General features: G+C 54.3%; 22 protein-coding genes, 1 tRNA gene and 4 pseudogenes. 14 read left to right on the forward strand and 13 right to left on the reverse strand.

The features are described 5' to 3' along the window. Positions 1-101: 101 nt before the first annotated feature. Positions 102-1,280 (reverse strand): SfnB family sulfur acquisition oxidoreductase, encoded by a 1,179-nt coding sequence (locus ACW5XD_RS21420; protein WP_456496633.1) that lies wholly within the window; start codon positions 1,278-1,280, stop codon positions 102-104. A 264-nt stretch (positions 1,281-1,544) separates the two neighbouring features. Between ACW5XD_RS21420 and ACW5XD_RS21425 the strand changes: the two genes are divergently transcribed. Beyond that, on the forward strand, positions 1,545-2,261 hold the full coding sequence (locus ACW5XD_RS21425; protein ID WP_456496634.1) for a sulfite exporter TauE/SafE family protein: 717 nt from the start codon (positions 1,545-1,547) through the stop codon (positions 2,259-2,261). Here the strand turns inward: ACW5XD_RS21425 and ACW5XD_RS21430 are convergent. The 5 genes and pseudogenes from ACW5XD_RS21430 to ACW5XD_RS21450 all read right to left on the reverse strand — a co-directional run bounded on the left by ACW5XD_RS21430 (position 2,226) and on the right by ACW5XD_RS21450 (position 6,843). Next, positions 2,226-3,191, reverse strand: a complete 966-nt coding sequence (locus ACW5XD_RS21430) for a LysR family transcriptional regulator (protein WP_456496635.1) — start codon at positions 3,189-3,191, stop codon at positions 2,226-2,228. The genes ACW5XD_RS21425 and ACW5XD_RS21430 overlap by 36 nt on opposite strands. 56 nt (positions 3,192-3,247) lie before the next feature. Then, a pseudogene (locus ACW5XD_RS21435) lies at positions 3,248-4,374 on the reverse strand (ISAs1 family transposase). Positions 4,375-4,493: 119 nt separating this feature from the next. Then, positions 4,494-4,882: pseudogene (locus tag ACW5XD_RS21440) on the reverse strand (H-NS family histone-like protein). Between the two features lie 588 nt (positions 4,883-5,470). Then, a complete protein-coding gene (locus ACW5XD_RS21445; RefSeq protein ID WP_456496636.1) occupies positions 5,471-6,148 on the reverse strand; it encodes an inovirus Gp2 family protein in 678 nt (225 codons plus the stop codon). 473 nt (positions 6,149-6,621) lie between these two features. Then, positions 6,622-6,843, reverse strand: coding sequence for a helix-turn-helix transcriptional regulator (locus ACW5XD_RS21450; RefSeq protein ID WP_456496637.1), 222 nt, complete (start codon positions 6,841-6,843; stop codon positions 6,622-6,624). Positions 6,844-7,084: 241 nt separating this feature from the next. Here ACW5XD_RS21450 and ACW5XD_RS21455 point away from each other — a divergent pair, with 241 nt between their 5' ends. Continuing rightward, a complete protein-coding gene (locus ACW5XD_RS21455; RefSeq protein ID WP_456496638.1) occupies positions 7,085-8,572 on the forward strand; it encodes a DUF3987 domain-containing protein in 1,488 nt (495 codons plus the stop codon). A 148-nt stretch (positions 8,573-8,720) separates the two neighbouring features. Beyond that, a pseudogene (locus tag ACW5XD_RS21460) lies at positions 8,721-9,671 on the forward strand (DUF932 domain-containing protein). A 154-nt stretch (positions 9,672-9,825) separates the two neighbouring features. On the opposite strand, the gene ACW5XD_RS21465 reads toward ACW5XD_RS21460, so the two are convergent. After that, positions 9,826-10,173 carry a helix-turn-helix domain-containing protein gene (locus ACW5XD_RS21465; protein WP_456496639.1) on the reverse strand — a complete coding sequence of 116 codons (348 nt, stop codon included), beginning with the start codon at positions 10,171-10,173 and terminating at the stop codon, positions 9,826-9,828. Positions 10,174-10,402: 229 nt separating this feature from the next. On the opposite strand from ACW5XD_RS21465, the gene ACW5XD_RS21470 reads away from it, so the two are divergent. The 8 genes and pseudogenes from ACW5XD_RS21470 to ACW5XD_RS21505 all read left to right on the forward strand — a co-directional run bounded on the left by ACW5XD_RS21470 (position 10,403) and on the right by ACW5XD_RS21505 (position 14,714). Then, positions 10,403-11,209, forward strand: a complete 807-nt coding sequence (locus ACW5XD_RS21470; protein WP_456496640.1) for a hypothetical protein — start codon at positions 10,403-10,405, stop codon at positions 11,207-11,209. A gap of 70 nt (positions 11,210-11,279) precedes the next feature. Continuing rightward, a complete protein-coding gene (locus ACW5XD_RS21475) occupies positions 11,280-11,615 on the forward strand; it encodes a hypothetical protein (protein WP_456496641.1) in 336 nt (111 codons plus the stop codon). Positions 11,616-11,808: 193 nt separating this feature from the next. Continuing rightward, positions 11,809-12,093, forward strand: coding sequence for a YkvA family protein (locus ACW5XD_RS21480; protein ID WP_456496642.1), 285 nt, complete (start codon positions 11,809-11,811; stop codon positions 12,091-12,093). A gap of 25 nt (positions 12,094-12,118) precedes the next feature. After that, a complete protein-coding gene (locus ACW5XD_RS21485) occupies positions 12,119-12,544 on the forward strand; it encodes a DUF2787 domain-containing protein (protein WP_456496643.1) in 426 nt (141 codons plus the stop codon). A 111-nt stretch (positions 12,545-12,655) separates the two neighbouring features. Then, positions 12,656-12,961 (forward strand): annotated as a pseudogene (locus ACW5XD_RS21490) (JAB domain-containing protein); the annotation flags it as partial. A gap of 210 nt (positions 12,962-13,171) precedes the next feature. Further along, entirely contained in the window at positions 13,172-13,678 is a 507-nt protein-coding gene (locus tag ACW5XD_RS21495) for a hypothetical protein (RefSeq protein WP_456496644.1), read from the forward strand. A gap of 35 nt (positions 13,679-13,713) precedes the next feature. Beyond that, positions 13,714-14,076 (forward strand): hypothetical protein, encoded by a 363-nt coding sequence (locus ACW5XD_RS21500; protein ID WP_456496645.1) that lies wholly within the window; start codon positions 13,714-13,716, stop codon positions 14,074-14,076. Positions 14,077-14,171: 95 nt separating this feature from the next. Continuing rightward, positions 14,172-14,714 (forward strand): hypothetical protein, encoded by a 543-nt coding sequence (locus ACW5XD_RS21505; protein WP_456496646.1) that lies wholly within the window; start codon positions 14,172-14,174, stop codon positions 14,712-14,714. Positions 14,715-15,147: 433 nt separating this feature from the next. Here ACW5XD_RS21505 and ACW5XD_RS21510 read toward each other — a convergent pair. Further along, positions 15,148-15,235: transfer RNA gene (locus ACW5XD_RS21510), tRNA-Ser, on the reverse strand. Positions 15,236-15,419: 184 nt separating this feature from the next. Here ACW5XD_RS21510 and ACW5XD_RS21515 point away from each other — a divergent pair. The 3 genes from ACW5XD_RS21515 (at position 15,420) to ACW5XD_RS21525 (ending at position 18,934) form a co-directional block, all read left to right on the forward strand. Continuing rightward, entirely contained in the window at positions 15,420-16,076 is a 657-nt protein-coding gene (locus ACW5XD_RS21515) for a Bax inhibitor-1/YccA family protein (protein ID WP_042652487.1), read from the forward strand. A 334-nt stretch (positions 16,077-16,410) separates the two neighbouring features. Beyond that, the gene (yccS, locus tag ACW5XD_RS21520) at positions 16,411-18,564 is read left to right on the forward strand and encodes a YccS family putative transporter (protein WP_456496647.1); all 2,154 of its coding nucleotides are present in this window, start codon (positions 16,411-16,413) and stop codon (positions 18,562-18,564) included. A 25-nt stretch (positions 18,565-18,589) separates the two neighbouring features. Beyond that, entirely contained in the window at positions 18,590-18,934 is a 345-nt protein-coding gene (locus tag ACW5XD_RS21525) for a TusE/DsrC/DsvC family sulfur relay protein (protein WP_065403921.1), read from the forward strand. Positions 18,935-19,031: 97 nt separating this feature from the next. Here ACW5XD_RS21525 and dedD read toward each other — a convergent pair whose 3' ends face one another. From dedD to ACW5XD_RS21550, 5 genes are all read right to left on the reverse strand, one after another. Beyond that, positions 19,032-19,799 carry a cell division protein DedD gene (dedD, locus tag ACW5XD_RS21530; RefSeq protein WP_456496648.1) on the reverse strand — a complete coding sequence of 256 codons (768 nt, stop codon included), beginning with the start codon at positions 19,797-19,799 and terminating at the stop codon, positions 19,032-19,034. Positions 19,800-20,054: 255 nt separating this feature from the next. Further along, positions 20,055-21,314 (reverse strand): bifunctional tetrahydrofolate synthase/dihydrofolate synthase, encoded by a 1,260-nt coding sequence (gene folC, locus ACW5XD_RS21535; protein WP_456496649.1) that lies wholly within the window; start codon positions 21,312-21,314, stop codon positions 20,055-20,057. A 2-nt stretch (positions 21,315-21,316) separates the two neighbouring features. Continuing rightward, positions 21,317-22,180, reverse strand: coding sequence for an acetyl-CoA carboxylase, carboxyltransferase subunit beta (accD, locus tag ACW5XD_RS21540; RefSeq protein WP_042866098.1), 864 nt, complete (start codon positions 22,178-22,180; stop codon positions 21,317-21,319). Positions 22,181-22,299: 119 nt separating this feature from the next. Beyond that, entirely contained in the window at positions 22,300-23,109 is an 810-nt protein-coding gene (truA, locus tag ACW5XD_RS21545) for a tRNA pseudouridine(38-40) synthase TruA (RefSeq protein ID WP_456496650.1), read from the reverse strand. A gap of 166 nt (positions 23,110-23,275) precedes the next feature. After that, entirely contained in the window at positions 23,276-25,438 is a 2,163-nt protein-coding gene (locus ACW5XD_RS21550; RefSeq protein WP_456496651.1) for a FimV/HubP family polar landmark protein, read from the reverse strand. Between the last annotated feature and the right edge of the window lie 132 nt (positions 25,439-25,570).

A 25,570-nucleotide genomic window follows, 5' to 3' on the forward strand; every position in this document is an offset into this window, starting at 1 on the left:
CTGAAATTGATACCGAAGGAAGTGCGCACTAAAGTAGCGTAAACAAGACACCGGTTTGAGGCCGGTGTCAGGTGATAACTAGATCTGTACAGTTAGTGGTTCTAAATATAGTTATGTTTATTTGGATAAACGTTATTTAAATAATACTGACCAATAGCATTTACCTTCCATCGTACTGGATCGTGAAGTGTGTGAGTGCGTGCATTTCGCCAGTGGCGATGTAGATTAAGTTCATCCCGGGTAGAACTGGTTCCAGCATACTCAAAGAGTTTGCTACTGGCTAGTAAAGCAATGTCATTAGCTAGCACTTTTGCCATCCCCACTCGTACCGAAAGCTTGGCGAGATCACCATCAGTGGTAATGTTAGTTTCATCCAGTTCACCGGCTACCAGATCCAGCATAGCGATAGCGGCAGCATGGCGAATTTCCAGATCGCCAATCCCTGAAATAAGATAGGGGTCATTACATGCCTGATCTGCACTGCTATCAATCCAGGGACGGGTTTTCTGTCTGATATATTTTATTGTCTCGTCAATTGACTCCCGCGCAATTCCGATATCAATGGCTGCGTGGATCAACTGAGAAGCAGCACCTATCGGCTTGATATCAAGCAGCGCCTCACTGAAAGGAATAAGATGTTCTTCCCTCACAGCAACATTGTGTAATTCCACAGTTCCGCTTGCTGTCACTTTTTGACCAAAGCCTGACCAATCCATTTTGATTTCCATGCCCGGCGTGCCTTTAGGGACGAAGGCGTGCATGTATAAACCGATATCATCTTTGGCGACAATACCAACCCAGTCAGCATGGATGCACCCAGTCGCATAAAACTTCTTACCATTTAACCACCATGCCCCGCGTTCCTGCGTCAGCGTTGTCTGAATGTCAGATGCATTCTTACCGCCAATTTCCGAAGCTGCCTGAGCAAATTTTTTTCCCGCCAAAATTTCGCTAAAGAAAAACTGCTTCTGAGAAAGCGTAGCCACAGCATTAATGAGATCAATAATATGAAAATGACTACGCGGGATCTGTGCTATTGCGGGATCAGCCGCCGCAATGATTCTCGTTATCTGGCTAAGCGCCTTATAACCCAAACCTAGGCCGCCATATTCACGGGGCACCGTAACAGCCCAGAGCCCGGATGATGCATATGAATCCACTTGCTCAGTACTGATATGGCGAGTCTGATCTCGTTCAGATGCACTCTGGCGTAGCCACTGCGCCATATCATTAGCATCAGACAACGACTTGGATAACTGTGGGCTTATCATCGATTTCATAGCATATGACTCCATGGGTAACTGCTGTTGAGAAATGTATATTAATCGCTAACAAAATGTTTTTGTTCAGTTATTTACGTTTACCACCTAAGGAAAATCCTGATTAATTATTCCTGCACAGCTCACTTATTGACACCACATAAAATAAAGCAATCAGTTTTTTCTTGATTGAACCTAATAAAAATACTCATATACATACACTGTCTTGCCCCCATAACATCTTCCATAAAATAAAAACAACGTGTATATAATAAGGGGAATCACATGATTAGCATCATATTAATTTTCTTACTGGCTGGCATTATAAAAGGCGTGATTGGGTTGGGGCTACCAACGATATCGATGGGTTTATTAACCATTATTATGCCTCCGGCCAGCGCGGCCGGACTTTTAATAATCCCTTCGCTGGTGACAAATATATGGCAGCTTTTGACCGGGCCTGAATTTTTTAGTTTAATTAAAAGGCTATGGGGATTTATCGCGGGTATTTTTATTGGCACGCTATTCAGCGTGTTACCTGGTTTAACATCTACATCGTCATGGACTGAAGCGGCACTGGGTATCGTGCTTATTATATATGGATTTTGGGGACTTATCGCCACTCGATTGCCATCCCCAGGCAATGCCGAGAAATGGCTTTCACCACTGATAGGCTATATCACTGGTGCGATTACTGCGGCAACAGGGGTTTTTGTTATCCCAGCAGTGCCCTACCTGCAATCGCTCCAGTTAAATAAAAATGCTCTTGTTCAGGCACTTGGATTAGCCTTTACTGCATCTACTATTGCGCTGGCCATGCATTTGTCACTGGACAGCAAACTGGATCATGCTGACTCTTATTTATCCACTGTGGCCTTAGTTCCTGCAATCGCAGGAATGTATGTAGGACAATATCTACGAAAAATCATCAGTGAAATAACCTTTCGTCGCTGTTTTTTTATCGGCTTAATTGTGCTGGGCACCTATATGGCTATTTTCTGATAAATAAAGGTCGGTTGGACGCTGCACCAGAAAATCAACAAACTCCTTCACATAGCCAGGAAGATCGGCAAAATCACGAGCGCAAATGATAAGTTTACGATCAGCCCAGAGCTCTGTTAGCTGGATAATTTTGCTGTCATGGCAATGTCGATAACGTTCAGCGGCATGCTTCGGGATAATCGCAACCCCGACGCCGCTACTTACAACCTGCATCACGGCATCAAATGTGGTCATGCGGATACGATAGTTGAGACGATGCCCCAGATTTTTGGCGTGTTCTTCAATATGCTCCTGAAGCGCACTTCCTTCGGATAACCCGATAAATTCAGTCGCCACTATATCTTCAAATGTCGTACTTTCCACATCGTACCAGCGGCCATTTGCTGGAGCAAACACCACTAGCTCATCATCACGAAATGGGAGCGAAGCCAGCCCGTTCAGTTGTGTTGAATCAGCTACGATACCTAAGCTTGCCATTTGATTTTTAACAGCAGCTACGATGTCGTAACTGAGCATCTCTTTAACGGAAACAGAAATATTGGGTTTGCTGAGTAAATATGGGCCGATCAGCCCGGGTAAAAATTCATTTTGCGCCGAAGAATTACATAACAAGTTGATATGCCCACGCAATCCTTTTCCATACTGATGGAGCTCACTACGCATATGATCGACCTGTTGCAATACAATATTAGCATGATTAACCAGCGAATATCCTGCATCTGACAACCTTACACCTTTTCTGGAGCGGCTGAACAGCTGAACACCAAGTTCCCCTTCCATACCGCGAATACGCTCGCTGGCTGACTGTAAGGTAAGGTTTGACAGCGCCGCGCCGCCAGTAATGCTTCCTGCCTTATAAACGTTCAGGAACAAACGTAAATCAATAATATCAAACCGCATAAGAACACCAATTCCTTTGATATGTAGCAAGTTATCCAATCTTTCACTGCTACTTGCTCTGGGTGTCAGGGTAAGAACATGAATGTTCAGTTTTTGTTCACCGCTATAATTCCTACCAAAATCACCTGCTCAAGATAGTCGCTATTCATGGCGGTTATCTTCTGTTTACGACGGATGCTGGCCCGCTTTCCTTCTTCCACTCGGAGCATGTTCAGTGCCATATGCCGTGCTGTGGCCAATATTTCAGCTGCATTCCCTCGATAGATCGGGCAGGCGTCCTCTTTCATGGTGACATCCAAAATCCAATGCAGGTGGTTTTCAATATCCCAATGGCTGCAAACCCCGTTGGCGAATTGTTCTTCGGTTAGGGCCGCCGAGCTGATGTAGTAACGGTACTCCAACGATTCATGCCCATTGTTGTCGCATCGATAGCCGATGGCTACCCCCAAGGTAGATAAGCCTTTCCAGGCCGGTAACTGCTTGGTTATCGCGCACGCCGACATGACATGGTATTCACGGAGCTCTATTCCTCCCCGCGAGCACTCTATCGTGGCTTGATGGCTACCCTCTTGTGCCTGCGGCGCCATCGCCTCACGTACTGCACGATAGAAGGTTTCTTGGTTGCCTTTGACTGTCAGTAGATAGTCCCCCCCCCTTGTCGACAATATTGGCTGCGCTCTCGGTTTGGTAGCCCATAGAATCAATGAAAACCAAACAGCCCCGGATATCCAGCAACGCCAATAATTCCGGGATGGCCTTGATTTTATTGGACTTGGCATCCGTCTTGACCTATTCCAGCACCACGCAATTGGCACTGGCAAACGCGCTGATCATGTGCATGTGGATGGTGGATTGACGATCCTCCCGATTATACGAACTATGCAGAATCTTGCCATCTATGACAATCAGTTCGCTGCGGGCACGCCTGTGGACGGCCTTCATACATTTGAGGAAACACGCCTGAAATTCGTCTGGTGCCAACCGGTATATAACTCTAGCAATGGTGTCGAGCACAGGAAGTCCGTTGGGAAACAAGCCTCTATCTTGGAACCAGCGGCAATGAGCCAGCCCAAAGTCTTCAATATCTTCCCAAACCGCCAATGACGGCACACACCGTCGGGAATACGATATCGAACAAGGGGTAAGAAATTTTTGCCGACTGGTGCGGGTCATGAAGGTCAGCGAAAAATTCAGCAAAGGCATTAAGTTGCATAGATGTACTCCCAAGAAAAGGAAATATCAGATAACAACCCGATCCCCAGGTCAAAATGTGCCGCATCTGTTTGAAAAATGTTCATGACCTTGTCCAGCTATCGGCATAGCCTTGTCTATTTAGATGAGGACGTCATCCAATTGGCGACCTTGCTCGAGTTGCTGGGCCAAGTATTTTTGCATGCGCCCCTGGCCGGTCCAGGTATGCTCTTGCCCGTTATCAACGTAACGGTATTTCGGCGGACGAGGAGCTCGTTTAGATTTAGTAGTGGTCGCTGCGGCTGGGGGGCTGCCCACCAACTCAGCTGGGTCAATCCCTGCATCAGCGAGCATTGCTTGAAATTCAGCCAGTCCGCTTGCGCTGCATGCTCTTTCTCTGCCAGCGCCAGACGCTCAAGATAGACAGCTTCAATTTTTTCGTGTGCTTCTTTGAGTTGGTCCAGAGACAACTCGCGCAACGCCGCACGCAGACTGCGGAAGTTCAACAGTACTTTCAGAAATTCACTCATAATAGTCCCACTCTCAATAAAAAATAGTTTGGCTAGATATACATCAAGGTCTTAACACCAAACACTATTTTTCATTTTGATAACGTTGCGCAACATTATATTGCTGAGTCAACACTTGATGCAATACGAATATCATGATGAACATATCACCATGTTGACCTCATGGTGCTCATGTATCTGTGATGACGCTCACGACCATCGATACATCAGTTCATCGTTTGACGCTAACAACTTGTTTACCATCGCCATGTAAATATCTCCCGCTCTATTTTTACGGGTTCCTACAACATCACAACGCACACCTGGCATTGACCTAACCTTACCCATCCCGCCAACACTGAAACGTCTTGGCGGTGCCCCCAAGACGCTTAGACATCATCTATGAAACCCTATTGAACCTAATTAATTTTCGATTCGCTATTTCTAGCCATACTTTCACTTAACTTAGCAGGTTTATCACATCAAGCATGATATTATACCCAAGTCATTACTTAAACAATGCCTCCATTTGACCTCCCCATCGCCTTGTCTAAGCTCATCTCCCATCCTCGCGACTAACAACGACACACCGCTTGAATAGTGAAGTGGCTAAACCTGGCTGCAACCCATATTGCGCTGACCATCACCAATGTCCTTGGAGTAGGTTTTGCAGAGATAGGCAAGGCGTAACAGAAAGCGATTGAAATCCTCAGGCCTCAGGTGCATTGAATTCTGGTCGAACAGATAGCTACCATTGGGTGGGAAATGGACCAATGTTGCGTAATCTGGATAGACAAGCCCCAAGGCACTACACCAAGCCCTCTGCACCCTAATAGCCATGTTATCGGCATCTGAATTGTTATAGTCGCCTCTAAATCCATTGACGTCTTTCTTGAAAAACAAAACCAGATGATAATGCCAGTGGTCACCACCCACTTGTTCTCTGACCCAAATATACAATGGATAAGCCGGCTCACCAGGTCTTCCTTTGCGTTTATGGTCTGCCTTGATTTGGCTTTTCAGTGCCTCTATAAAACTAGTAATCACTTTAGGGTCACTGCGCTGAAAGCAGATGGGCATGTCATATTCACCGCCACACGTATTTTGTGCAAAACGCAGGTCTACTCGCAGAGCAAAAATTCGGCCAAACTTGGTGACAGCTCCCTGTACCACCCCCAAACACCTTTCCAAGTAATAGGGAGATATTTCACCATAGAGGCGTTGAGCCTCTGCCATTAAGTTATTAAACTCCCAGTTTGCCAGATGATTACAATGCATAATCTCCATAATACAGTCCTGCTTGGGCATGCTGATTCACATGCCTTTATCTAAAGGTTTCGTTGATTAGTGGACTGAGGGATAGATTACAGACCACTAATATTCCATTTGTTTTCCAGGGGGATTGTTTTATTTCTCTCTGGATATATAGTCTGCCAAACAGACTAGACACCGTGTATAACAGGAGTGCCAATCCCAGATAGGATGTGACTGCGGGTACAGCAGAGTAGGTGTATAGAAGTTAATGAGGCGCTGTAGGCATATAACAGTAGATATAGAGGAAATGTAGATTGGGTGTATGTTAGGTATGCATTAGTCATGTATATATTAGATGCACATATATAATACATATACCGACATTGGCCCCAGCTTTGATATCCGGTATATACCACACTTGTCAGATTTAAGTGACCGACAGTACCGTGTATTTACTCGCGCCTGATGAAAGGATTTACTCTGAAGTTATACAATTCAACATCGCGTTATTCAGGCGTAACGTCAAAGCGGGATAAAATCCAATTATCTACCTCGCTCTCCAACCAGCCTACGCTGTTGAGACCTATCTTTACCCTTTTGGGGAGCGTGGGGTCATGGCGGGGAGAACGCTCACTCATCCAGTCATACAGCGTACTACGTGCAATATTGAGCTTGAACAGCATGTCCTTCAGACGAAGCACACGGACAGGTTTATGATGGGTATTCATGATACCAGACTCCTGATAGGAAGAGAGATAACGCCAGGCGAACTCAACCGCCGACAAGAACCCACTCAGGACTCAACTCAGGTGAAACTATCGAGTGATGGTTTGTTCTCATATCAGTAGCCCATGATGTATTTTTTGACATCCATCACAGAGAAATGCGGATTTTAACCCTGCCAGTCACATTTTTCAGCTAATTATTAGCGCACTCTGTGGTATGTGCATGACGTACTTGGAGCCGATGATGCAAAATCCCCCCTTATCCCCACCTTTCCACATAGCCAGCCAGATGTGCCGTTTCTTGCCTTTACCCCTACAACATGTCGTCACCGAGCTACGCCTGCTCACCCAGGCACATGATGACATCATCATCAACAGCATACTCAATGCCATGGCCGTGGCCGTGCAAGCCTCAACCGATATTCTCCATCCCTTTACCCACAAGCCCATCCCCCTTTCACTTTATTGCATCACCGTGGCTGAATCCGGGGCCCGAAAAAGCACGGTAGAAAGCCTCTTAATGGCGCCATTCAGGGATTTCGAACAGCGTCAGGAAGACGATAGTAAAAAGCGCAGGAGACGCTACGAGGATGAAATCGATATTTATGATATCCGGCTGAAGACACTCAAGGCCAAACTCAAAAAAGCGATTGCCAATCAGAATAAAGAGGATGAGACCGAACTTGGGGCCGAACTTACACTGCACAAAGACAACAAGCCCATTGTGGAGCCAGCACCACGAATACTCGTCAGTGACATCACGCAAGCAGCGCTGCAAAATGTATTGAGTGCACCATGGAGCGCCTTGTGCCTTAATACAGATGAAGCTGGTAAAATCCTCAATGGCAAGGATTTTTCAGTGCCCAGCTTCTACAATGGACTCTGGGATGCAACGCCATTCGCCATTGAACGAATAGCAACGGGGCGCAGCCAAGTTGCTAACTACCGCTTTAGTATGAACCTGATGTTACAACCGTCCGTTTTTGCTAAATACACTCGCATTCATGGTGAGCAAGCAAGAGAAAGTGGTTTCTTTGCACGCTGTTTATTTTCGTTTGTGCCACCATCACTGACCATCCAGCAACCTGTTGTTAATAAGGTGCTGACGCCACACCTTGATAACTTTATTGCTCGTATCACCACGCTACTGGACTCCGCTTATGAGCAGTTTCTGTGTGGGCAACTTCATGAGCGCAGAGTATTAGCACTACAAGACACCGCTCAAATAGCAAGGTTGGAACATGACAAAGAGATTTATCGCATCCAATTAAGTGCGGATGACCAACCCCGTGCCCCTCAATTCATTCAGCGCGCAACAGAACATACATTGAGGTTAGCCGGGGTAATGCATGCATTTTTGGAAAAAAATGAGAATAACGCCGTCAACAATGACTTGGTTTTCTCCGCAATTCAGATGATGCAGGAATATTCCAATAGGTACCAACAAGCCGTGGATTACCATGAAATAACAGAATCACTTATTCAAGCATTGCTGACCTTTATCCAACAGCACACTCATTATCATTCATCCCTCAACCTCCGTGTCACCAGTAAAACGCTGTTATTGCAAAAAGGCCCCTCAAAGTTGCGTAAAAAAGAACAGCTTGATATCGCACTGGCGATTCTGGAGTCACAGAACGCCATTCAAATAAAACGAGTATCCAATGGCACTTATATTATCCCATATGCCATCCAGGAAGCACCTCTGTTTCCTGGATTGCGGAATATCTAATTCACTCTTGACGTAGTTAGACTGGGCGCATTAATATCACCATGCGCTCCACTCTCTGTTTGGAATCCATTTCAACCATATTTTACACCTATATCACCTCCATGAGTTAGCGGGCTGAACCCTGCGTTTCACTATTCCTGGAGGATTTATGGCTCACCTGATTGATACCATGGCCTACACCGGCCAAACCCCTTGGCATGACCTCGGTAATTTATTACCACCGCATCAATCTTTGGATATCTGGCTTAAAGCTGCTGGGATGGATTGAACCATTGAGCAGAGCGACGTCATGTTTAATATCGCCTCCGATGCGCTGCATATTCGCCCCTACAGCGACAGCAAGGTGCTTTATCGCTCCGATACCCTCGCCCCCCTGTCGGTGGTATCTCAGCGCTACAACGTGGTACAGCCCCACGAGGTGCTGCATTTCTATCAAGACCTGGTGGAAGCCGGTGGTTTTGAGCTCGAGACCGCAGGCTCGCTCAAGGGAGGCCGCAAGCTGTGGGCCCTGGCCAAGACCGGCCAGAACCTCACACTCAGGGGCGGTGACATCGTGAAGTCCTATCTGCTACTCGCCAGCAGTTGCGATGGGACGCTCTGCACCACGGCACAATTCACCTCTCTGCGGGTGGTGTGCAACAACACTTTGCAGATGGCACTGCGCGGCAGTACCGGTGCCATCAAAGTGCCTCACTCCACCCAGTTCGATGCCGCTGTCGTCAAAGAGTCGCTTGGGCTGGGACTCTCCCATTGGGATGAATTCAAGGAGCAAACCAAGGCACTGGCACAACGGCCTGTAGCCCCCGAAGAGGCATTGCGTTTTTTCAGCAACTTACTGGCACAGCCGCAGGACGATGAGAGCATCATCTTCACCAGGCCGGTACAACGGCTACATGAACTCTATCAAGGCGCAGGCATGGGATCAGAGCTTGTCAGTTCCCGCAATACCGCCTGGGGGCTGGTCAATGCGGTTACCGAATATATTGACCATCACCGTCGCGCTCGCAGTCAAGATCATCGGCTCGATTCCGCCTGGTTCGGTCAAGGAGCCCAGCTCAAGACCCACGCGTTGAGCCAGGCGCTCACCCTGCTGCAGTAATCTCCCCTCCCCCTTCAAACCGCATAATAACCTCACCCGGACTGGCGCAAGCCAATCCGGGCAGGGGCGTCTTATGCTGCTCGTCAGGAGCCGTCATGAAAGCAAGAGCGAAATCAGGCCAGTTCTTGCGACTGCTTCCCTTCTTCTCCCTGAGTCAGGGCTTGGACAAGCGCTCAACCAGCCGGTCGAATGTCTCGATAAGCAAAGCTCGGTCGGCACTGTCCAATCGGGCGAGTTTCTGGCTAAGAACGATACCTTGCTCAGTCGGGCGCGGACTCGTCTCCCGCAGGAAGTCAGCCAGTTCGCAGTCAAATCGCTGAGCTAATTCAGCAAGACGGGCGACGGTCGGCACCACGATGCCGCGCTCCATGCGTGACACGGCCTCCATGCCGATACCCAGATGTTCCGCTACTGCTTCTTGAGTCAGCCCGCAATGCTGGCGCTGACGGGCAATCGCCTTGCCCACTGACACTGCCAGCTCTTTCATGTTGATGTCTGTCATAACTCCTCCATTCGACTCATATGGTCGAAGGAAGACGCATTGACATGAAGGACTCAGAGGGTAGAGTTACAACCTAAGGAGTTGTTAACGGACTTAATGAGAGGTCAATACGCAAACTCCGCCAACCTGTGCGCCCTGTGCTCTTTTATGTGTCTACCCATTTTCACATCCTCTCCATGCCATCACCCGTTTGGAGCAGACTAAGCAATTTTTACTTTAAGGAGGAATAATGAAACGTTACTTAATCGCCCCATTACTGCTGATAAGCACCACGGCATGCGCTGTTGGTGAGCCCGGTCGCTGGAGCACGGGATGGGGCCAAGGCGTGACCGAATACATGGCGACGGTCGATGAACAGAACTCTCTATATATTGGCTGTGGTGATGCCAAGAAAGTCTTCATGATGGTGACGATCCAAGGGAAAGAGTATGTCCCTGAACAGCACATCTATGACCCCGACGACAAGCATGCCTTTGCCCTTATCGTCGATGGGCAGCGCTATGACACCCCATACCTGACCGAGTCCAACGTAGGAGAGCAGAACTTTTATGACCTATGGGATAAGCTGCGCGGTGCAAAAAGTATCGCTGTCGAGACAGCGGATAAACAACAGCTCACGTTACCGACGCAGGATGTTGCCGCTATCCTGCCCTCAACCAAGGCGGCTGAATTTGGTTGTCTGATGTGGGATGAAAGCGAAGAGCCAACACCTGCCGCCGCCCCTACCCCTCCTCCCGCACCAGTGACAACCGCACTCCCTTCGTCAGCATTTGATGTCAGTTGGCGCCTTGAAGAGGTCTGGGTCAATCTGCCCGCTAAAGTGCTGCAGGTCGTTTCCCATCACAACAACATCACCATCCAGAGTGCCATCGTCAATCGCGGCAACTGCCGCAGCACCCCGCATCAGAAACTGCCGCTAACGCTCGGCTTTGGTGGCACAGCCAAATTTATCGTTCCCCAGAATTGCAACATTCTGGAGCTACGCCAGCTAACCAACCAAGGGGAAGCCTTATACCAATTTGACGCACAATCCTAGCATCCATACCCCCCCTAAAAATGGGGGGTAATTTGAGCACCAACACGGCAAGAAGAGGAAAGAAAATCACATGGAAAAAATTCATTACGACGACTTGGATACTGACAAATTAACAGCGCTCATTAGCAACAGGCTCTCATTTGAGGTAACGGGTTTATCCGGGCGGATGAGCAGCGCTGTCAGCAAAATTGAGAATGCCATTGAACCTGCTGGATTAAAATGCAGGGTTTACACCAGTGGGCGCATTGCCGCCGCAGGCGCAAGCCTTCTTGGTGGCCCTGCCGGAGTCGCAGGGGTTGTCTCTGCTGCTGGCATAGCGGTTCACAATCTCGCCACCTACAACCCGGACTATGAAATAGCTAAACATCTGGCAGATAACACCCTCAGCGTTATTTACAAAAAATAATCATCTCGTGGCCATACCGAATCCATCACGTAGATGATGGGCCGAGTTCTGGCCCCCACTACCGTATCCACCGAGGAGGCACTTGCCTCCTCTTTTATTTCCATTTTGTCCATCCACTGAACCAGGAAATCATATGCGACCTTGCCTCCCCCCTGATAAACCCTTCGACCACGATAGTTTTTGGCACAAGCTCTTGGCGTTAACTAAACGAGTCGGACGACCGCTTATCGAAATCTGTTTACTGCTCTATTACACCAGCAAAAAGGAAGGCCTGCCGGTCTGGGCCAAACTGCTTATCTACAGCGCTTTGGTCTACTTTGTCTCCCCCATCGACGCCGTACCGGACTTGCTGCCATTCGGATTCGCTGACGACTTTGCGGTGCTAAGCGCCACACTCGCCACGGTCAGCGCCTTCATCGACAAACAGGTACGCCAACTCGTTACCCACAAACTGACCGAGCTCTTCGGCGACCGCTGATTTTCCCCCATTTCTGGAGACACCTATGACCATTTACTTCTCTCGGGGCGGCTTTGTCCTGCCCGTTGCCCAGGCCCTGCTGACGCTGCTCAATCAGGAAGTAGCAAAAAACGAGCTCAATCTTGAGCACCTGACCCAACTTACTTTCAATTTCCGCAATCCCGGCTACAGCGCTCAACAGGGTGGTGCTCACCCGGTCGAGATACGCCTGATACGCGGTCTTGATGGCTGGCTGTTTGATTACGTCACCGACTTCAGCTACCAGGGGATCGGCCAGGATGCCGAGCTCTGCAAGGCGCTCGACTTCAACTTCCTGGATGACGAGCACTATTTGAAAGGATGGGGCCCGATGCAGCAAGCCGAAGCTCATGAGTTATTCACTCTGTGGCAGAGCAACTTTGTTGCCTACTGCCGGATGGCGTACTTCACCGTTACGGTCAGCGCAGATTAGGGGGCGTGTGATGACGAACGAACTGCCGCTCTCCCACTACTCACGCCAGTGGCTGGGGCTGGTCGCGGCCAAAGCCAAGCTACGGCCAACTCGCCAGGGCGAGCGCTGGTTGGGGCACTGTTTTTGGACTCCCAACATCGCGTACTGGCTTTTGAGGAGCTGTTTCGCGGCACTTTGGGCAGCGCCAACATCTATCCACGGGAAGTGGTCAAACGGGCTCTGCAACTCAACTGCGGGGCCATCATCGTGGTGCACAATCACCCCAGCGGTGACCCGGAGCCGAGCCACTGTGACCGAGTATTTACCCAAGCCCTCAAAGAGGCGTTGGCACTAGTTGATGTCCGGTTGCTCGACCATCTGGTGGTCGGCGCAGAGGGCGTGGTATCGCTGGCTGAACGAGGGATGCTTGTCGGATAGCACCTCGCAAGAGCACGAGGCGGGCCTCGGTCTGCGCCTTGTGTTGTACCACGAGTAGTCGTTACCTCTAAACCGAGTTCATTCAACTCAACCCCTTCTGTCCCTCAACTCGGACCATCTACCGCCACCGACAGATCCCGATAATCCATCCAACTCAATGAAGGCCACCTCACTGCAGGTGGCCTTTTTCATTTCAAGGAATCCCCCAACATGTCAGCCTTTATGATTGACCGCGAGGAGTACCTCGCCTTTGCCGTGCAGTTGCACCGCTTTTGCAATGCCCCGCTGCCACCCCATTACACCCTTGAATTGCTGCGCTCCCTTTGGTGGGCGTCGCCTGCAGACACGACCAGAACCTGGACGTGGCGGGTAGACCAGCTGGTTCGGTTGATGATGCTCGCCAATCGTCGGGCGGTCTGGCATCGCTATCAGCTGGGGCGTCAGAAGGATAGTGAGGAGTCACGCCCGCACCGCTCAGCCAAACTGAGCCCGCTCAAACCTGTCCACCATTACCACCAGGCACCACTCACCGATGCAGAATTGGTGGCCCTGTATAAATTCACCTGCTGCGCCCTGTACCAGTCCAGTGAATGGAGCGGGGGCCCAGAGCGTGCTCCCCGGTTGGTGAAACTGATACAGCAACTGCAGCAGGCCTTGGCACAAGACGTACTCACCCGGTTGCAGCTCTGGGAACACGCCCCCTGGGGAGAGATGTAATAACTCCGTCCTTCTACCATCCATGGAGCAATACCATGATTGAATGCAATGACAGCTTGAGCAAAGCCGCCGTGGCCGAGGTCCTGCGCGCCCATTCGGGGCTCGTCAAGCTCATCAACCAACAGTTGATGCTGCCGGGCTTTACCTATGCCCACGATGTCGAGGGACGGCGTATCGGAGGCCCGCTGGTACGCCCCAACCCGGTGTTGCACAAGACGAAGCTCTTTGTCAGCCCTCGCGAGATGTGCGAACACCTGCCGCGTGAAATTAACTTTGCCCAATTCCGCTGTCCCCGCAATGCAGCCGGTCAGCCGATAGGGGAGTGGCAACGGGTCATCGTCGGGGCCTACGTCAACCACGGCAGCAATGACGCGCCGGATTGGAGCAGCCATACCTGAATCTCCCCGTCTTCACATTCCCGCACATCACTGAACCACAGCCCCATGCAGCCCCTCACACCCGAGGGGCTGTTTGCATTTGAAGGAACCCCGCCGTGCACGACCTGCGTGATTACAAAGCCCTGACACCTAAGCAGATTACCGCTGCTATCGGTCAGCTCAACCACGACATCGCGCCGAAGATAATGACCCACCTCGCAGTGCGGGCCAGACAGCCGTACCCGCTCGGTAATGGCCGTAGCAGAGCCAAGGCCCAAAAGCTGCTGCGTCGGGTCAAGAAAGCACACCTGGCGGGACGTATCTCGTTCGAGCTCACGGTGACAGGTTGCCGCATCGGCCGAGGTAGCCATCAGACAGACCGCTACTACTACGATCGGACACTGCTGGCTCAAGGCTGGCGGCAATACGATACCGAGGAGGACGCCTGGTATTTCGGGATATGGATTCACACCGAGAAGCTGGAGATCTTTACCTACGCCGAGGGGGATACCCACCATGTGATTGCACCAAACGTCGAGGCGTTTCGTGCCGAACTGGCGCGGCTCTACCAGTACCACCCGCAGGCCCCAGCGTTTATCAGTATCGACCCAGAGGCTGGCGTTGTGACTCATCACTTTGAAGCCAAGCCGGAGGTATGAAATGGCGAAACACTGCCATTGATGCCATCAAGGCACTCTCTGCCAGAGTTGGGATCCCTGCCTGGTTCGGTCTGCTGGGAATTAAGGAGAGTGATATCGATGGCTGGATCAACAAAGCATTGGCGGACCCCTGTGCGCAGGTAATCCAAGAGAGGCTAGCGCCGCTCATATAGCACATTTGTACAAATGTGCTCTTGGCTGAGTGGTCTGTTCTTGATGTAAATTAGGCCAATGTCATAAAGCTGTGTGTGAGAGAGGGCTATTGGCCCTCTCTAAATGCATTAGACTAAACGAGGAAAACCAGCCCACAAATGTGTCCAAAGCTGTTCAGCGAGATAGCATGCCAGCCGACATCAAATGGCATACCCAGTGGCATACCAAAAATTGTAGAAACAAAAAATCCCAACCGAATCAATCAGTTGGGCTATATATATGGCGGAGGAGGTGGGATTTGAACCCACGGATGGTCGCCCATCGCCGGTTTTCAAGACCGGTGCATTCAGCCGCTCTGCCACCCCTCCGAACGGCGTGCATACTACGTCATGCCCTTGTTCATATGCAATACATATTTGTTCTGGGATAGTAGGGGGCAACAGGTTGGGGTAGTGCTTGAAATCAGCGCTCGTCATCCCCACATTCAGTGCATACAATGCGATAACGAAGCGGAATCTGCCGCCTCAACCGGAAATCAAGAGGACACCCAAGATGGATACCCGTTCTATCTACACTGGCACCCAGAGTGCCGCGCGCGATACCAACAAGGTACTGCGCAACACCTATATGCTGCTCTCCCTCACTCTTGGCTTCTCTGCCGTTGTGGCCGGGGTCGCCACCGTGATGAACATGCCGCCCCTGCACTGGGCCGTGTTCCTTATCGGTGTGTACGGTCTGATGTTCCTGACCCAGAAGAACCGCGAAAACGGCATGGGGCTGGTGTTCACCTTCGCCCTGACCGGCCTGCTCGGCTACAGCCTGGGCCCCATCATCAACATGTACATGAACAATGGTGGTGGCGAGATAGTGATGACGGCGCTGGGCGGCACGGCGCTGACCTTCTTCGGTCTGTCCGCCTATGCCCTGACCACCAAGCGTGACCTCTCCTTCATCGGCGGCATGCTGTTTGTCGGTTTCTGGGTGCTGCTGGTGGCCATGGTCGCCAACATCTTCCTGCAGATGAGCGCCCTGAGCCTGGCCCTGTCCGCCATGTTCATGCTGTTCTCCTCCGGTGCCATACTGCTGACCACCCAGCAGATCATCCGGGGCGGCGAGACCAACTACATCTCCGCCACCGTGACCCTGTATGTCTCCATCTACAACATCTTCCTTAGCCTGCTGAGCCTGCTTGGCGGCAACCGCAACTGATGAACAACCCCGCTTCGGCGGGGTTTTTATTGATGCCTGTTTCTGTCAGGATAAGTTGTAAATCAAGGATATGAAGCAAAGCAGCCCTGATCCAAATCAGGGCTGCTTTGCGCTTGGCGGGTTAGTATCCCGTTCTCGTTTCGTTCAAGGGTTGCTCTTGTCTCATGCCGATGGATTTCTCTGGCCTGCTGCGCCGACTGCTGACTAACAGTCACATCGATTTTGCTTCGCTCAAGGGTGGTGCCTAGCATGCCCATGGACTTCTCTGGTTTGTTACGCCGACTGCTGACTGACAGTCACATCAATTTTGCTTCGCTCAAGGGTGGTGCCTAGCATGCCCATGGACTTCTCTGGTTTGTTACGCCGACTGCTGACTGACAGTCACATCTATTTCGCCCTCAAGGTGTTGCTGGCCATCATGGGGCTGCTGGCCTTCACCCTGGCGACGGGCGACATCCAGCTCACAGTGCTGCTCTCCCTCGGGGTAGTGGCCGGCGCCATCGCCGAAACCGACGACAGCCTGTGGGGCCGGGTCAAGAACCTCGGTATGACGCTGCTCTGCTTCCTGTTTGCCTCCCTCTGCGTGCAGTACCTCTTCCCCACTCCCTGGCTGTTCGCCCTCGGGCTGGCGGGGTCGACCTTCATCTTCGTGATGGTGGGGGCGCTGGGCCAGCGCTACGCCACCATCAGCTTCGGCTCCCTGCTGATTGCCATCTACACCATGCTGGGGGCCGCCAAGGCGCCGGATCTCTTCTACCAGCCGCTGGCACTCGGCGCGGGTGCACTCTGGTACGGCCTGGTTTCCCTCATCTGGCTCTGGCTGCTGCCCTACAAGACGTTGCACGAGCAGCTCGCCCAGAGCTACTTTGCCCTCGGTCGCTATCTGCTGGAGAAATCTCGCTTCTTTCCGGCGGACGAACACGGCGCCCAGGCCATTCGCCACAATCTGGCCCAGCTCAACATCAATCTGGTCAATGCACTGACCCTCACCAAGTCGGCACTCAACGCCCGCCTCAGCACCCGCCATCAGGCGGCGCCCGAGCTTGCCAGCCTGCTGCGCCTCTACCTGCTGGCGCTGGAGATCCACGAGCGGGCCACCTCCAGCCACTACCCCTACAGCAAGCTGGAAGAAGAACTCAAGCAGGGCATCGTCCTCGACGGATTTCAGGAGGTGTTCCTGCAGCTGTCGGAGGCGTGCCAGCGACTCGGGTACGCCATCCTGGTACACAAGCCCTACGCCCACAACAAGCGCATCCACTGGACGCTGGAAGCCCTCGGCGATCAGCTGGAGTTCACCCACCTCAAGCAGCATTATCCCAAGACGCTGCTGACGCCGATGAAGTTCCTGCGCCGCAACCTGGCCAGCATCAACCAGCTGCTGGGCAGTGCCGAAGAGCTGCAAAACCCGACCCAGGTACAGGCTAGCCTGCCGGCCCTGGCGCGTCCGCCCCGCCTGCCGCTGCTGACCCAGCTCAAGCAGCATCTGACCCCGAACTCCATGGTGTTTCGCCACGCCCTGCGCCTGTCGCTCGGGTTGGTGGTGGGCTACGGCATACTGCAGGCCTTCAATCTGGACAAGGGTTACTGGATCCTGCTGACGGTGCTGTTCGTCTGCCAGCCGAGCTACAGCGCCACCCGCCGCCGGCTGGTGCAACGCATGCTCGGCACCTTCGCCGGCCTGCTGGTGGGGATCCCCGTGCTCTGGCTGTTCCCCGAGCTGCATGTCCAGCTGGTGGTGATGGGGCTGGCCGCCTTCCTGTTTTTCACCCAGGTGCGCAGCAACTACAGCGCCGCCGTCTGCTTCATCACCCTCTACGTGTTGATGGCCTTCAACCTGCTGGACGGCATAGGTTTTGCCATCCTGGGGCCGCGCATGCTCGATACCTTCCTCGGCTGCCTGCTCTCCTATGCCCTGGTGGCCTGGCTGTGGCCGGACTGGCAGTACAAGCGGCTGCCGACGCTCATTGCCAACTCACTGTCAGCCAACGCCCGCTATCTGGCGGCCGTGCTCGCCAGCCTGCAACAACAACGGGATGAATCCATCGACTACCGGGTAGCCCGCAAGAGCGCCCATCTGGCCGACAGCGAGCTGGCCATGGCCTGGCAGAGCATGCTGGTGGAACCGCAAAAGCGTCGCCGCTTCCTCGATCTCTGCTTCACCCTCACCTGGCGCAACCACGCCCTGCTCTCCTACATCTCGGCGCTGGGCGCCCATCGCGACAAGCTGGAAGCCATCGGCGAGCTCGACGAGATCAGCCGCCACCTGAGCCATACCCTGGAACGCGCCGCCGGTCATCTGGCAGGAGACATGCCGGCGCAGATCGAGGGTCAGTGCCCTGTCATCACCCCGGACAGCAGCGAGGAGCAGCTGATGCTGACCCAGCAGCTCACCCTCATCAGCCAACTGGCAGACGAATTGCTTGCCCTGGCCAACGAGAGCCGGTTGCTCACCGGGGAACAAGGCGCTACCATGCCCGCCCAATCCTGATAGCCCCCTTTGCGAGGAGCCCCTTATGTCTGAAAAACATCAGCTGGCATTCAACGGCCGCAGCATCGAAACCGATGCCAAGGGCTACCTGCTCAACAGCAGCGACTGGAGCGAGGAGCTGGCGCAGGTGCTGGCCGAGCAGGAAGGCATAGTGCTGGAGGAGCCCCATTGGGAGGTGGTGCGTTTCGTGCGCGCTTTCTATCTGGAGTTCAACACTTCCCCCGCCATTCGCGCCCTGGTCAAGGCGATGGAGAAGCAGTATGGCCCCGAGAAGGGCAACAGCCGCTATCTCTACAAGCTGTTCCCGGAAGGGCCCGCCAAGCAGGCCACCAAGATAGGCGGCCTGCCCAAGCCGGTGAAATGCATCTAAAAACCGGCCCGGCCTCTCGCAAAGAGACCATGAACAGGTTCTAAAAAATACCGCGCAGAGGCGCGGTATTTTTTGTTCGGCGTTCGTCAAACCCGTATCAGGGGTTGTAAGCCACCACTGAACCGCTGAGCCCTGTCATCTGACCAATGCGACCCTGCATGCCCTGCAGCTTGGCCTTGGAGACATCCGGCCCGATGAAGACACGGTTGAGCTGACCCTGCACCGGCGTTCTCGGCGAAGTCTGGGCCGAATAGCCTGCCGCTCGCAACTTGCCCACCAGTGCGTTGACGCTGTCGACATTCTTGAAGGCACCTAGCTGCAGGATCCAGCTGCCCTGAGCCGTGGCAGCAGCGGGAGCTGCTGGAGTGGTTGGCTGCGCCATCTTGCTGGCGATGAGATCGTCCATCGACTTGATCTGGCCCGCTTGTGGTTTGGTCTCCACCGGTTTTTTGACTTCCACCGGCTTGGGCGGTACCGGCTTTGGCTCGACCGGCTTTTTGGCGATCACTTCGGGCTTGGGCTTGACGACTGGCTGAGTCACCGGCTTGGTGGCTGGCGACTGTGTCTGCGTCGCCGGGGCCTTGTTGGCAGCGAGCGTAACCGGATCCGAGACCTCCTCAACCTGCCACTGCTCGGCGGCAGATGCCTGCTGCTGGCTGGCCAGATGTTCCGCCGGCAAGGCGCTGGCAGCAGAGACCTGCAGCGCCGGCTTGGCGGGTTCAAGTTCAGGCCGCAGCGGGATCTTGGCGAATGCCTCTTCCTTTTGCTCCAGCTTGTGGCCGTCCATCAGATCCGGCAGAAAAATGACAACCAGGGCCACCAGGATGACGGTCCCCACCAATCTGTTCTGAAACTTCGAAGCCAAGTTAATTCCCACCCATGTTACTTAGAATTAATTGCAATTTTGCGGACAACAATGATGGACAGTCCCCTCAAGCCATGCTGTTTTGCAACCTCGAAGCCAAGTTAATTCCCACCCATGTTGCTTAGAACCCACTGCATTTTTACGGACAACGGTGATGGACGATCCCCTCAAGACATGCTGCTTTGCAACCTGGGGCAGATTAACATCAACCTACATTGCTTGGCCGATGGCACCACTCAACCAGCACAGTGCCGATCAGGTCGAGGTGCCCGCCAGAATGTCGGCGACAGTGTAAAACGAACCAAACACAATGACCATATCATCCGGACTCGATGCGGCCAACGCAGCTTGGTATGCCGTACTCACGCAGTCGAAAGTAGTCGCGACAACCTGTCCAGCCCCGAGCGCCGTTGCAAGCTGGGTTGCACTCGCCGCTCGCGGGCCGGTCAGGCTGGCCAGATACCACTCACCGATGAGACCGTCGAGCTCGGCAAGCGAACCCGCCATGTCCTTGTCTTTGAGCATGCCGACCACGGCGCGGCGCGCGCCCTTGCAGGGAATCTGGCGCAGCTGGCTGGCCAGGTAGGCCGCCGAATGAGGGTTGTGGGCCACATCGACGATGACAAGGGGCGCGGTTTGCAGTCGTTGCATCCGCCCCGCCAGCCGGGCATTTGCCAGCCCGTCACGAATGGCGGACTCAGGCAACGGCAAGCCGAGGGATTCCAGCGCTGCCAGCACGGTCACCGCATTCATCAGCGGCAGGGCCGGTTTGGGCAGGTCGCGCCACTGATGAAGGCCGTGGTAATCCCAGCCAGTGTCATGCTCATCGCCGTGGAAGTCGCGGCCAACCTGACGCAGACAGGCGTCGAGGCGCTGCGCCTCTGAGGCTATGGTCGCTGGCGGATTGGGCTCGCCACTGATGGCAGGTTTGCCGGCGCGGTAGACACCGGCCTTCTCCACCGCCACCGCCTCGCGGGTATCCCCCAGCCAGTCGCAGTGATCAAGCGCAATCGAGGTGATCATCGCCACATCGGACTCCACCACATTGGTGGCATCGAGCCGACCGCCCAGCCCCACCTCCAGCAGCAGCACATCCGGCGCGGCGCGGCGAAAGAGCCACAGACCTGCCAGGGTGGCGAACTCGAAGAAGGTGAGGGCAATCTCGGCGCGAGCGGCTTCCACTTCGGCAAAAGCCGTGCAGTGTTCGTCATCAGCCAGCTCGGCGCCGTCGATGCGCACCCGCTCGGTAAAACGCAGCAGATGGGGAGAGGAGTAGACGCCGACCTTGTAACCAGCCGCCATCAAAATGCTGGCCGCCATGGCACAGCTGGAGCCCTTGCCATTGGTGCCTGCCACCGTGATCACCTTGAACGGCAATTGGGTGAGCCCCATGCGACGGGCAACGGCACCGACCCGATCCAGCCCCATGTCGATATTGACCGGGTGGATCTGCTCCAAATAAGAAAGCCAGTCGACCAGCGACCGGCTTTGGGATTGTTGCATGTTTGAACTCATCTTCACTCTTCGATGACGTGAGTATTCAGCATTTTGGCGAGCAGGCTGGCCAGACGGTTACGCATTTCGCGGCGATCGATGATGAGGTCGATGGCACCCTTTTCCAGCAGGAACTCGGAGCGCTGGAAGCCTTCCGGCAGCTTCTCGCGCACGGTCTGCTCGATGACGCGCGGGCCAGCAAAGCCGATCAGCGCCTTGGGCTCGCCCACGTTGATGTCACCCAGCATGGCCAGACTGGCGGAGACGCCCCCCATGGTGGGGTCGGTCAGCACTGAGATATAGGGCAGGCCCGCCTTGGTGAGTCTGTCCAGCGCAGCACTGGTCTTGGCCATCTGCATCAGGGAAAACAACGCTTCCTGCATGCGGGCACCGCCGGAGGCGGAGAAGCAGACCAGACCGCGGCCTTCCTTGATGCTCTCCTCGACGGCGCGCACGAAACGGGCACCGACCACGGAGGACATGGAGCCACCGATGAAGGAGAATTCGAATGAACAGGCGACGACCGGCACCCCCTTGAGGGTCCCCTTCATCACCACCAGCGCATCTTTTTCTCCCGTCTCTTTCTGAGCGGCAGACAAACGATCCTTGTAGCGCTTGGAATCCTTGAATTTCAAGACATCCTGCGGCTCCAGCTCGGCACCGATCTCGGTACGGCCCTGCTCATCGAGAAAACTCTCGAGACGGGCACGAGCGCTGATGCGCATATGATGATCACACTTGGGGCACACTTCGAGATTGCGCTCCAACTCTGCCCGGTAGAGCACCTGTTCACAAGCACTGCACTTGGTCCACACCCCTTCCGGAATGTTGTGACGACGAGGTGTAGTGATCTTGCTCTTGGGAAGGATCTTCTCAAGCCAGCTCATGGAATTCCTTAATGCTTTTGTGCCTGACAAAACGCATCGAGCCTAGATTGTTCAATGACTTAATAGCTCGATGGCAATAAATGACGGATCATTAAACCACAAATTTTCGGGGCCAGTTACTAAAAACTGGTCGTACCCGGTGCCGAGTCCGGCAGCCAGAGCGGGCCGAGCGGCAGCCGTGGCAGCGCCAGTTCTGCCGGGTAATCCACGTCAACCAGATAGAGTCCACCTGCCTTGGCCGTGGGCCCGGCCAGGTTGCGATCCTTGGCGGCCAGCACCTCGGCAATCCACTCGACCGGTTTGAGCCCCTGCCCCACCAGCAACAAGGAACCGGTGATGTTGCGCACCATGTGGTGCAAGAAGGCGTTGGCCTTGATGTCGAGCACGATATAGGGGCCGGAGCGGCTGACACACAGATGGGTCACATTGCGCCAGGGGGTGTTGGATTGGCAGGCAATGGCGCGGAAGGTGCTGAAGTCATGCTCCCCCAGCAGACTCTGGCCCGCCTCGTGCATCAGGTCCGCATCTATGGTTTCGTGATAGTGGCTGACGCCGCTGCCGAGGATCGCCGGGCGGTAATTGAGGTTGTAGATGACATAGCGATAGCGACGAGCAGTGGCGCTGAAGCGGGCGTGGAAGCTCTCGTCCACCGGCTTGACCCAGCGTACGGCGATGTCTGGCGGCAGGTTGGAATTGAGCCCCAGAGTCCAGGCCCCTTCGCCGCGGTTCGCCTCGGTATCGAAGTGGATCACCTGGCCTGTCGCATGGACACCAGCATCGGTACGCCCGGCGCACTGGATGGAGACCGGATGATTGGCAATCCGGCTGAGAGCCTTCTCCAGCTCGGCCTGCACGCTGATCACTTCTCGCTGACGCTGCCAGCCGAAATACCGGCTGCCGTCATATTCAATACCTAGGGCAATTCGCATGGATAACACTTGTCTTATGGTGAAAGGAGGGCGGTAAAAGAAACGGGCGGATTATACGCGCTCAGGCTGAAAAGTCCCAAAAACCGCATCCGCTCGATACAGACCCCCAATAGAGAAGGGCAGCATGCCGGCTGCCCTTCGTTACTTGATCACGCCATGCAAAGGATTATCCCAGCCGTTTGAGCAACTTCTCGGCCTCGGCACGCTGGTGATCCGTGCCCTGCTCCGCCGCTTCTTGCAGCAGTTCGCGGGCGCTATCCTTGTCATCGATCTCGAGGTAGGCACGGGCCAGATCCAGCTTGGCCCCCACGCCACCATCGTCGGCATCCACATCAAACCCAGTGGATTCCGGCAACACCTCGGGGAAACCATCCAGCCCCACGTCCAGCGAGAAGCCCTGATAAGGCTCCTGCTCCGTGGTGCTGGCATCGGCATCGGCCAGCAGCTTGTCGATTTCGACATAGCCGCTCTCCTGCGCCAGTTCCCGTGGCTTCACGTCTCCCTGATGAGATTCCACCTCGGCGAAGGCATCCTCAAAATCGGAGAGTGCCAGCTCGTTGGGATCCCACTCGAGATCCGGCTCGGCCGCCTTGCCCTTGGTCGGCGCCAATCCCAGTTCCGCCAACATCTCGTCGGCACTGGTATCGGCGGCGCTCTGCTGCGCACTGCCCTTGCCAGAAGTTGGCTCGGCAAAGGCACTCTCGAAGTCGCTCAGGTCAAAGGAGGCCAGCTCCTCGCCGCTAATTACGGGCTCGGCATCCGGCTGGCCGTCATCGTCAGCATCCAGATCCAGATCGGCAGTGAGATCGGCGTCCAGCTCGGCAAACAGTGCGGCCTGCAGCTCCTCTTCACTCATGACCTCATGACCGCCCTTGGGCGGGTTGAACTCGCTGGCGAGATCGAGATCCGGCCCGGCATCGAGCTCGATGGACTCGTCATGGGCGAGATCCAGCTCGGGCACCAGATCCGGGTCACGGATGGCCATCTTGGGCGCAGGTTCCGGCTCGAAACTGGCCAGATCCATCTCGCCATCGTCGCTGAACACCAGATCGGCCGGCGCCTCTGTCTCGGCCACCGCCATATAACCATCCGGCGTGTTGAGATCCGGTCTCGGCCGCATCGGCTCCTCGTCCGTGATGCCAACCGTCATCAGCTCGTCAAATTCGCCGCTCTCCTGATCCATGACCATGGCGGTGGATTCGGACAGGCTCTTCTCCTGCTCCTCCAGCTCGCGACGTGCACGGGCACGCAACCAGAGCGTGACCAGCGCCAGCACCAGCAGCACGGGCAGTAGTATGATCATCGCCAGGTTGAGCGGCGAAGCGAGCAGGTCCATCAGCCAGTTCTGCTTGGGCTCGGGAGCCGCCACCACCGGTGGTACCGGCTTGGCTTTCAGTTCGGCAATCTCTTTTTGCAGTGCCGTCTGATCCAGCAGCTGGGCCTTGAGGGTTTCCACCTCTTCGGTCAGGGATTGCAGGCGCAGCTTGAGCCTGTGGTTCATCTCCGTGACTTGGCCGAGTTGGGCATTGGCATCTTCCAGTGCCAGCGCCATCTCGGTAGAGGGCTTGCCGATCGGCTTGTCCACGTCGGCCGGCAACGGAGCCGGTGCGCTCGCACTGGCGGCGCTGGTCGCAGCCGCCTGGCTTGGCACGGAGTCAGCCGCCTTGGCAATCTCTTTGAACTCGGTAGCCGGTTGCGGGGTAGTCACCTTGGGCACTGGCGCAGGTATGGGCGCGGCCTTGGGCGCAGTCACCTTGGCAGGTGCGGCGGCAACCTTGGTCTCGGCCGGCTGGGCCGGCTGGGCATGTTTGTTGGCCAGATATTTCGGGCTGAGCCCTTTCCAGCTGGCGTTGTCGCTGTTGAAACGCTGACGAGCCTGTGCATCCGTGATGACGCTGGCCTCGGCGGCGCTTGGCAGCAGAATGCGGGATCCCACCAGTATGTGGTTGATGTTGCCATCGGCAAAACTGCGGGGATTCTTCTCGTAGATCGCCACCATGGTCTGGTAGACGCTCACCTTGTTGGAGGGGCGGTACTTGCTTGCCAGACTCCAGAGGGTATCGGTGGGACGGATCGGACCATAACTACCGGCATTGCTGGTCGCAACCTGCTGCACTATGGGCTGGGCCCTGGCTTGGCCGGGTTGGGACGTGGCGCGGGGAGCGGCGACGGGTTGTGCCAGCGGCTGGGAATTGACGGCAGGCGGAGCCGGTTCGTCCGGGCCCTTTAGCTCAACAAAAAAAGGCTCCCGCGCCGAGTCTTCAGCCTGAGCGGTGCCCAGCAGACCCAATGCGAGTAGCGTTGCCAATGTTATGCGGGAATGTCCCATATTCGTTCCTTCGTATGACGGCCCTATCGCATTGAAAAATCTGGATAGTTACCCCAAAACAGTCGGTTCAATATAAATCAGGCTCAGGTTGCAAGCCAGCAGTCCGACACATTTAGCACCCAACTTGTTTCT

The organism is Aeromonas enterica (assembly GCF_054052465.1).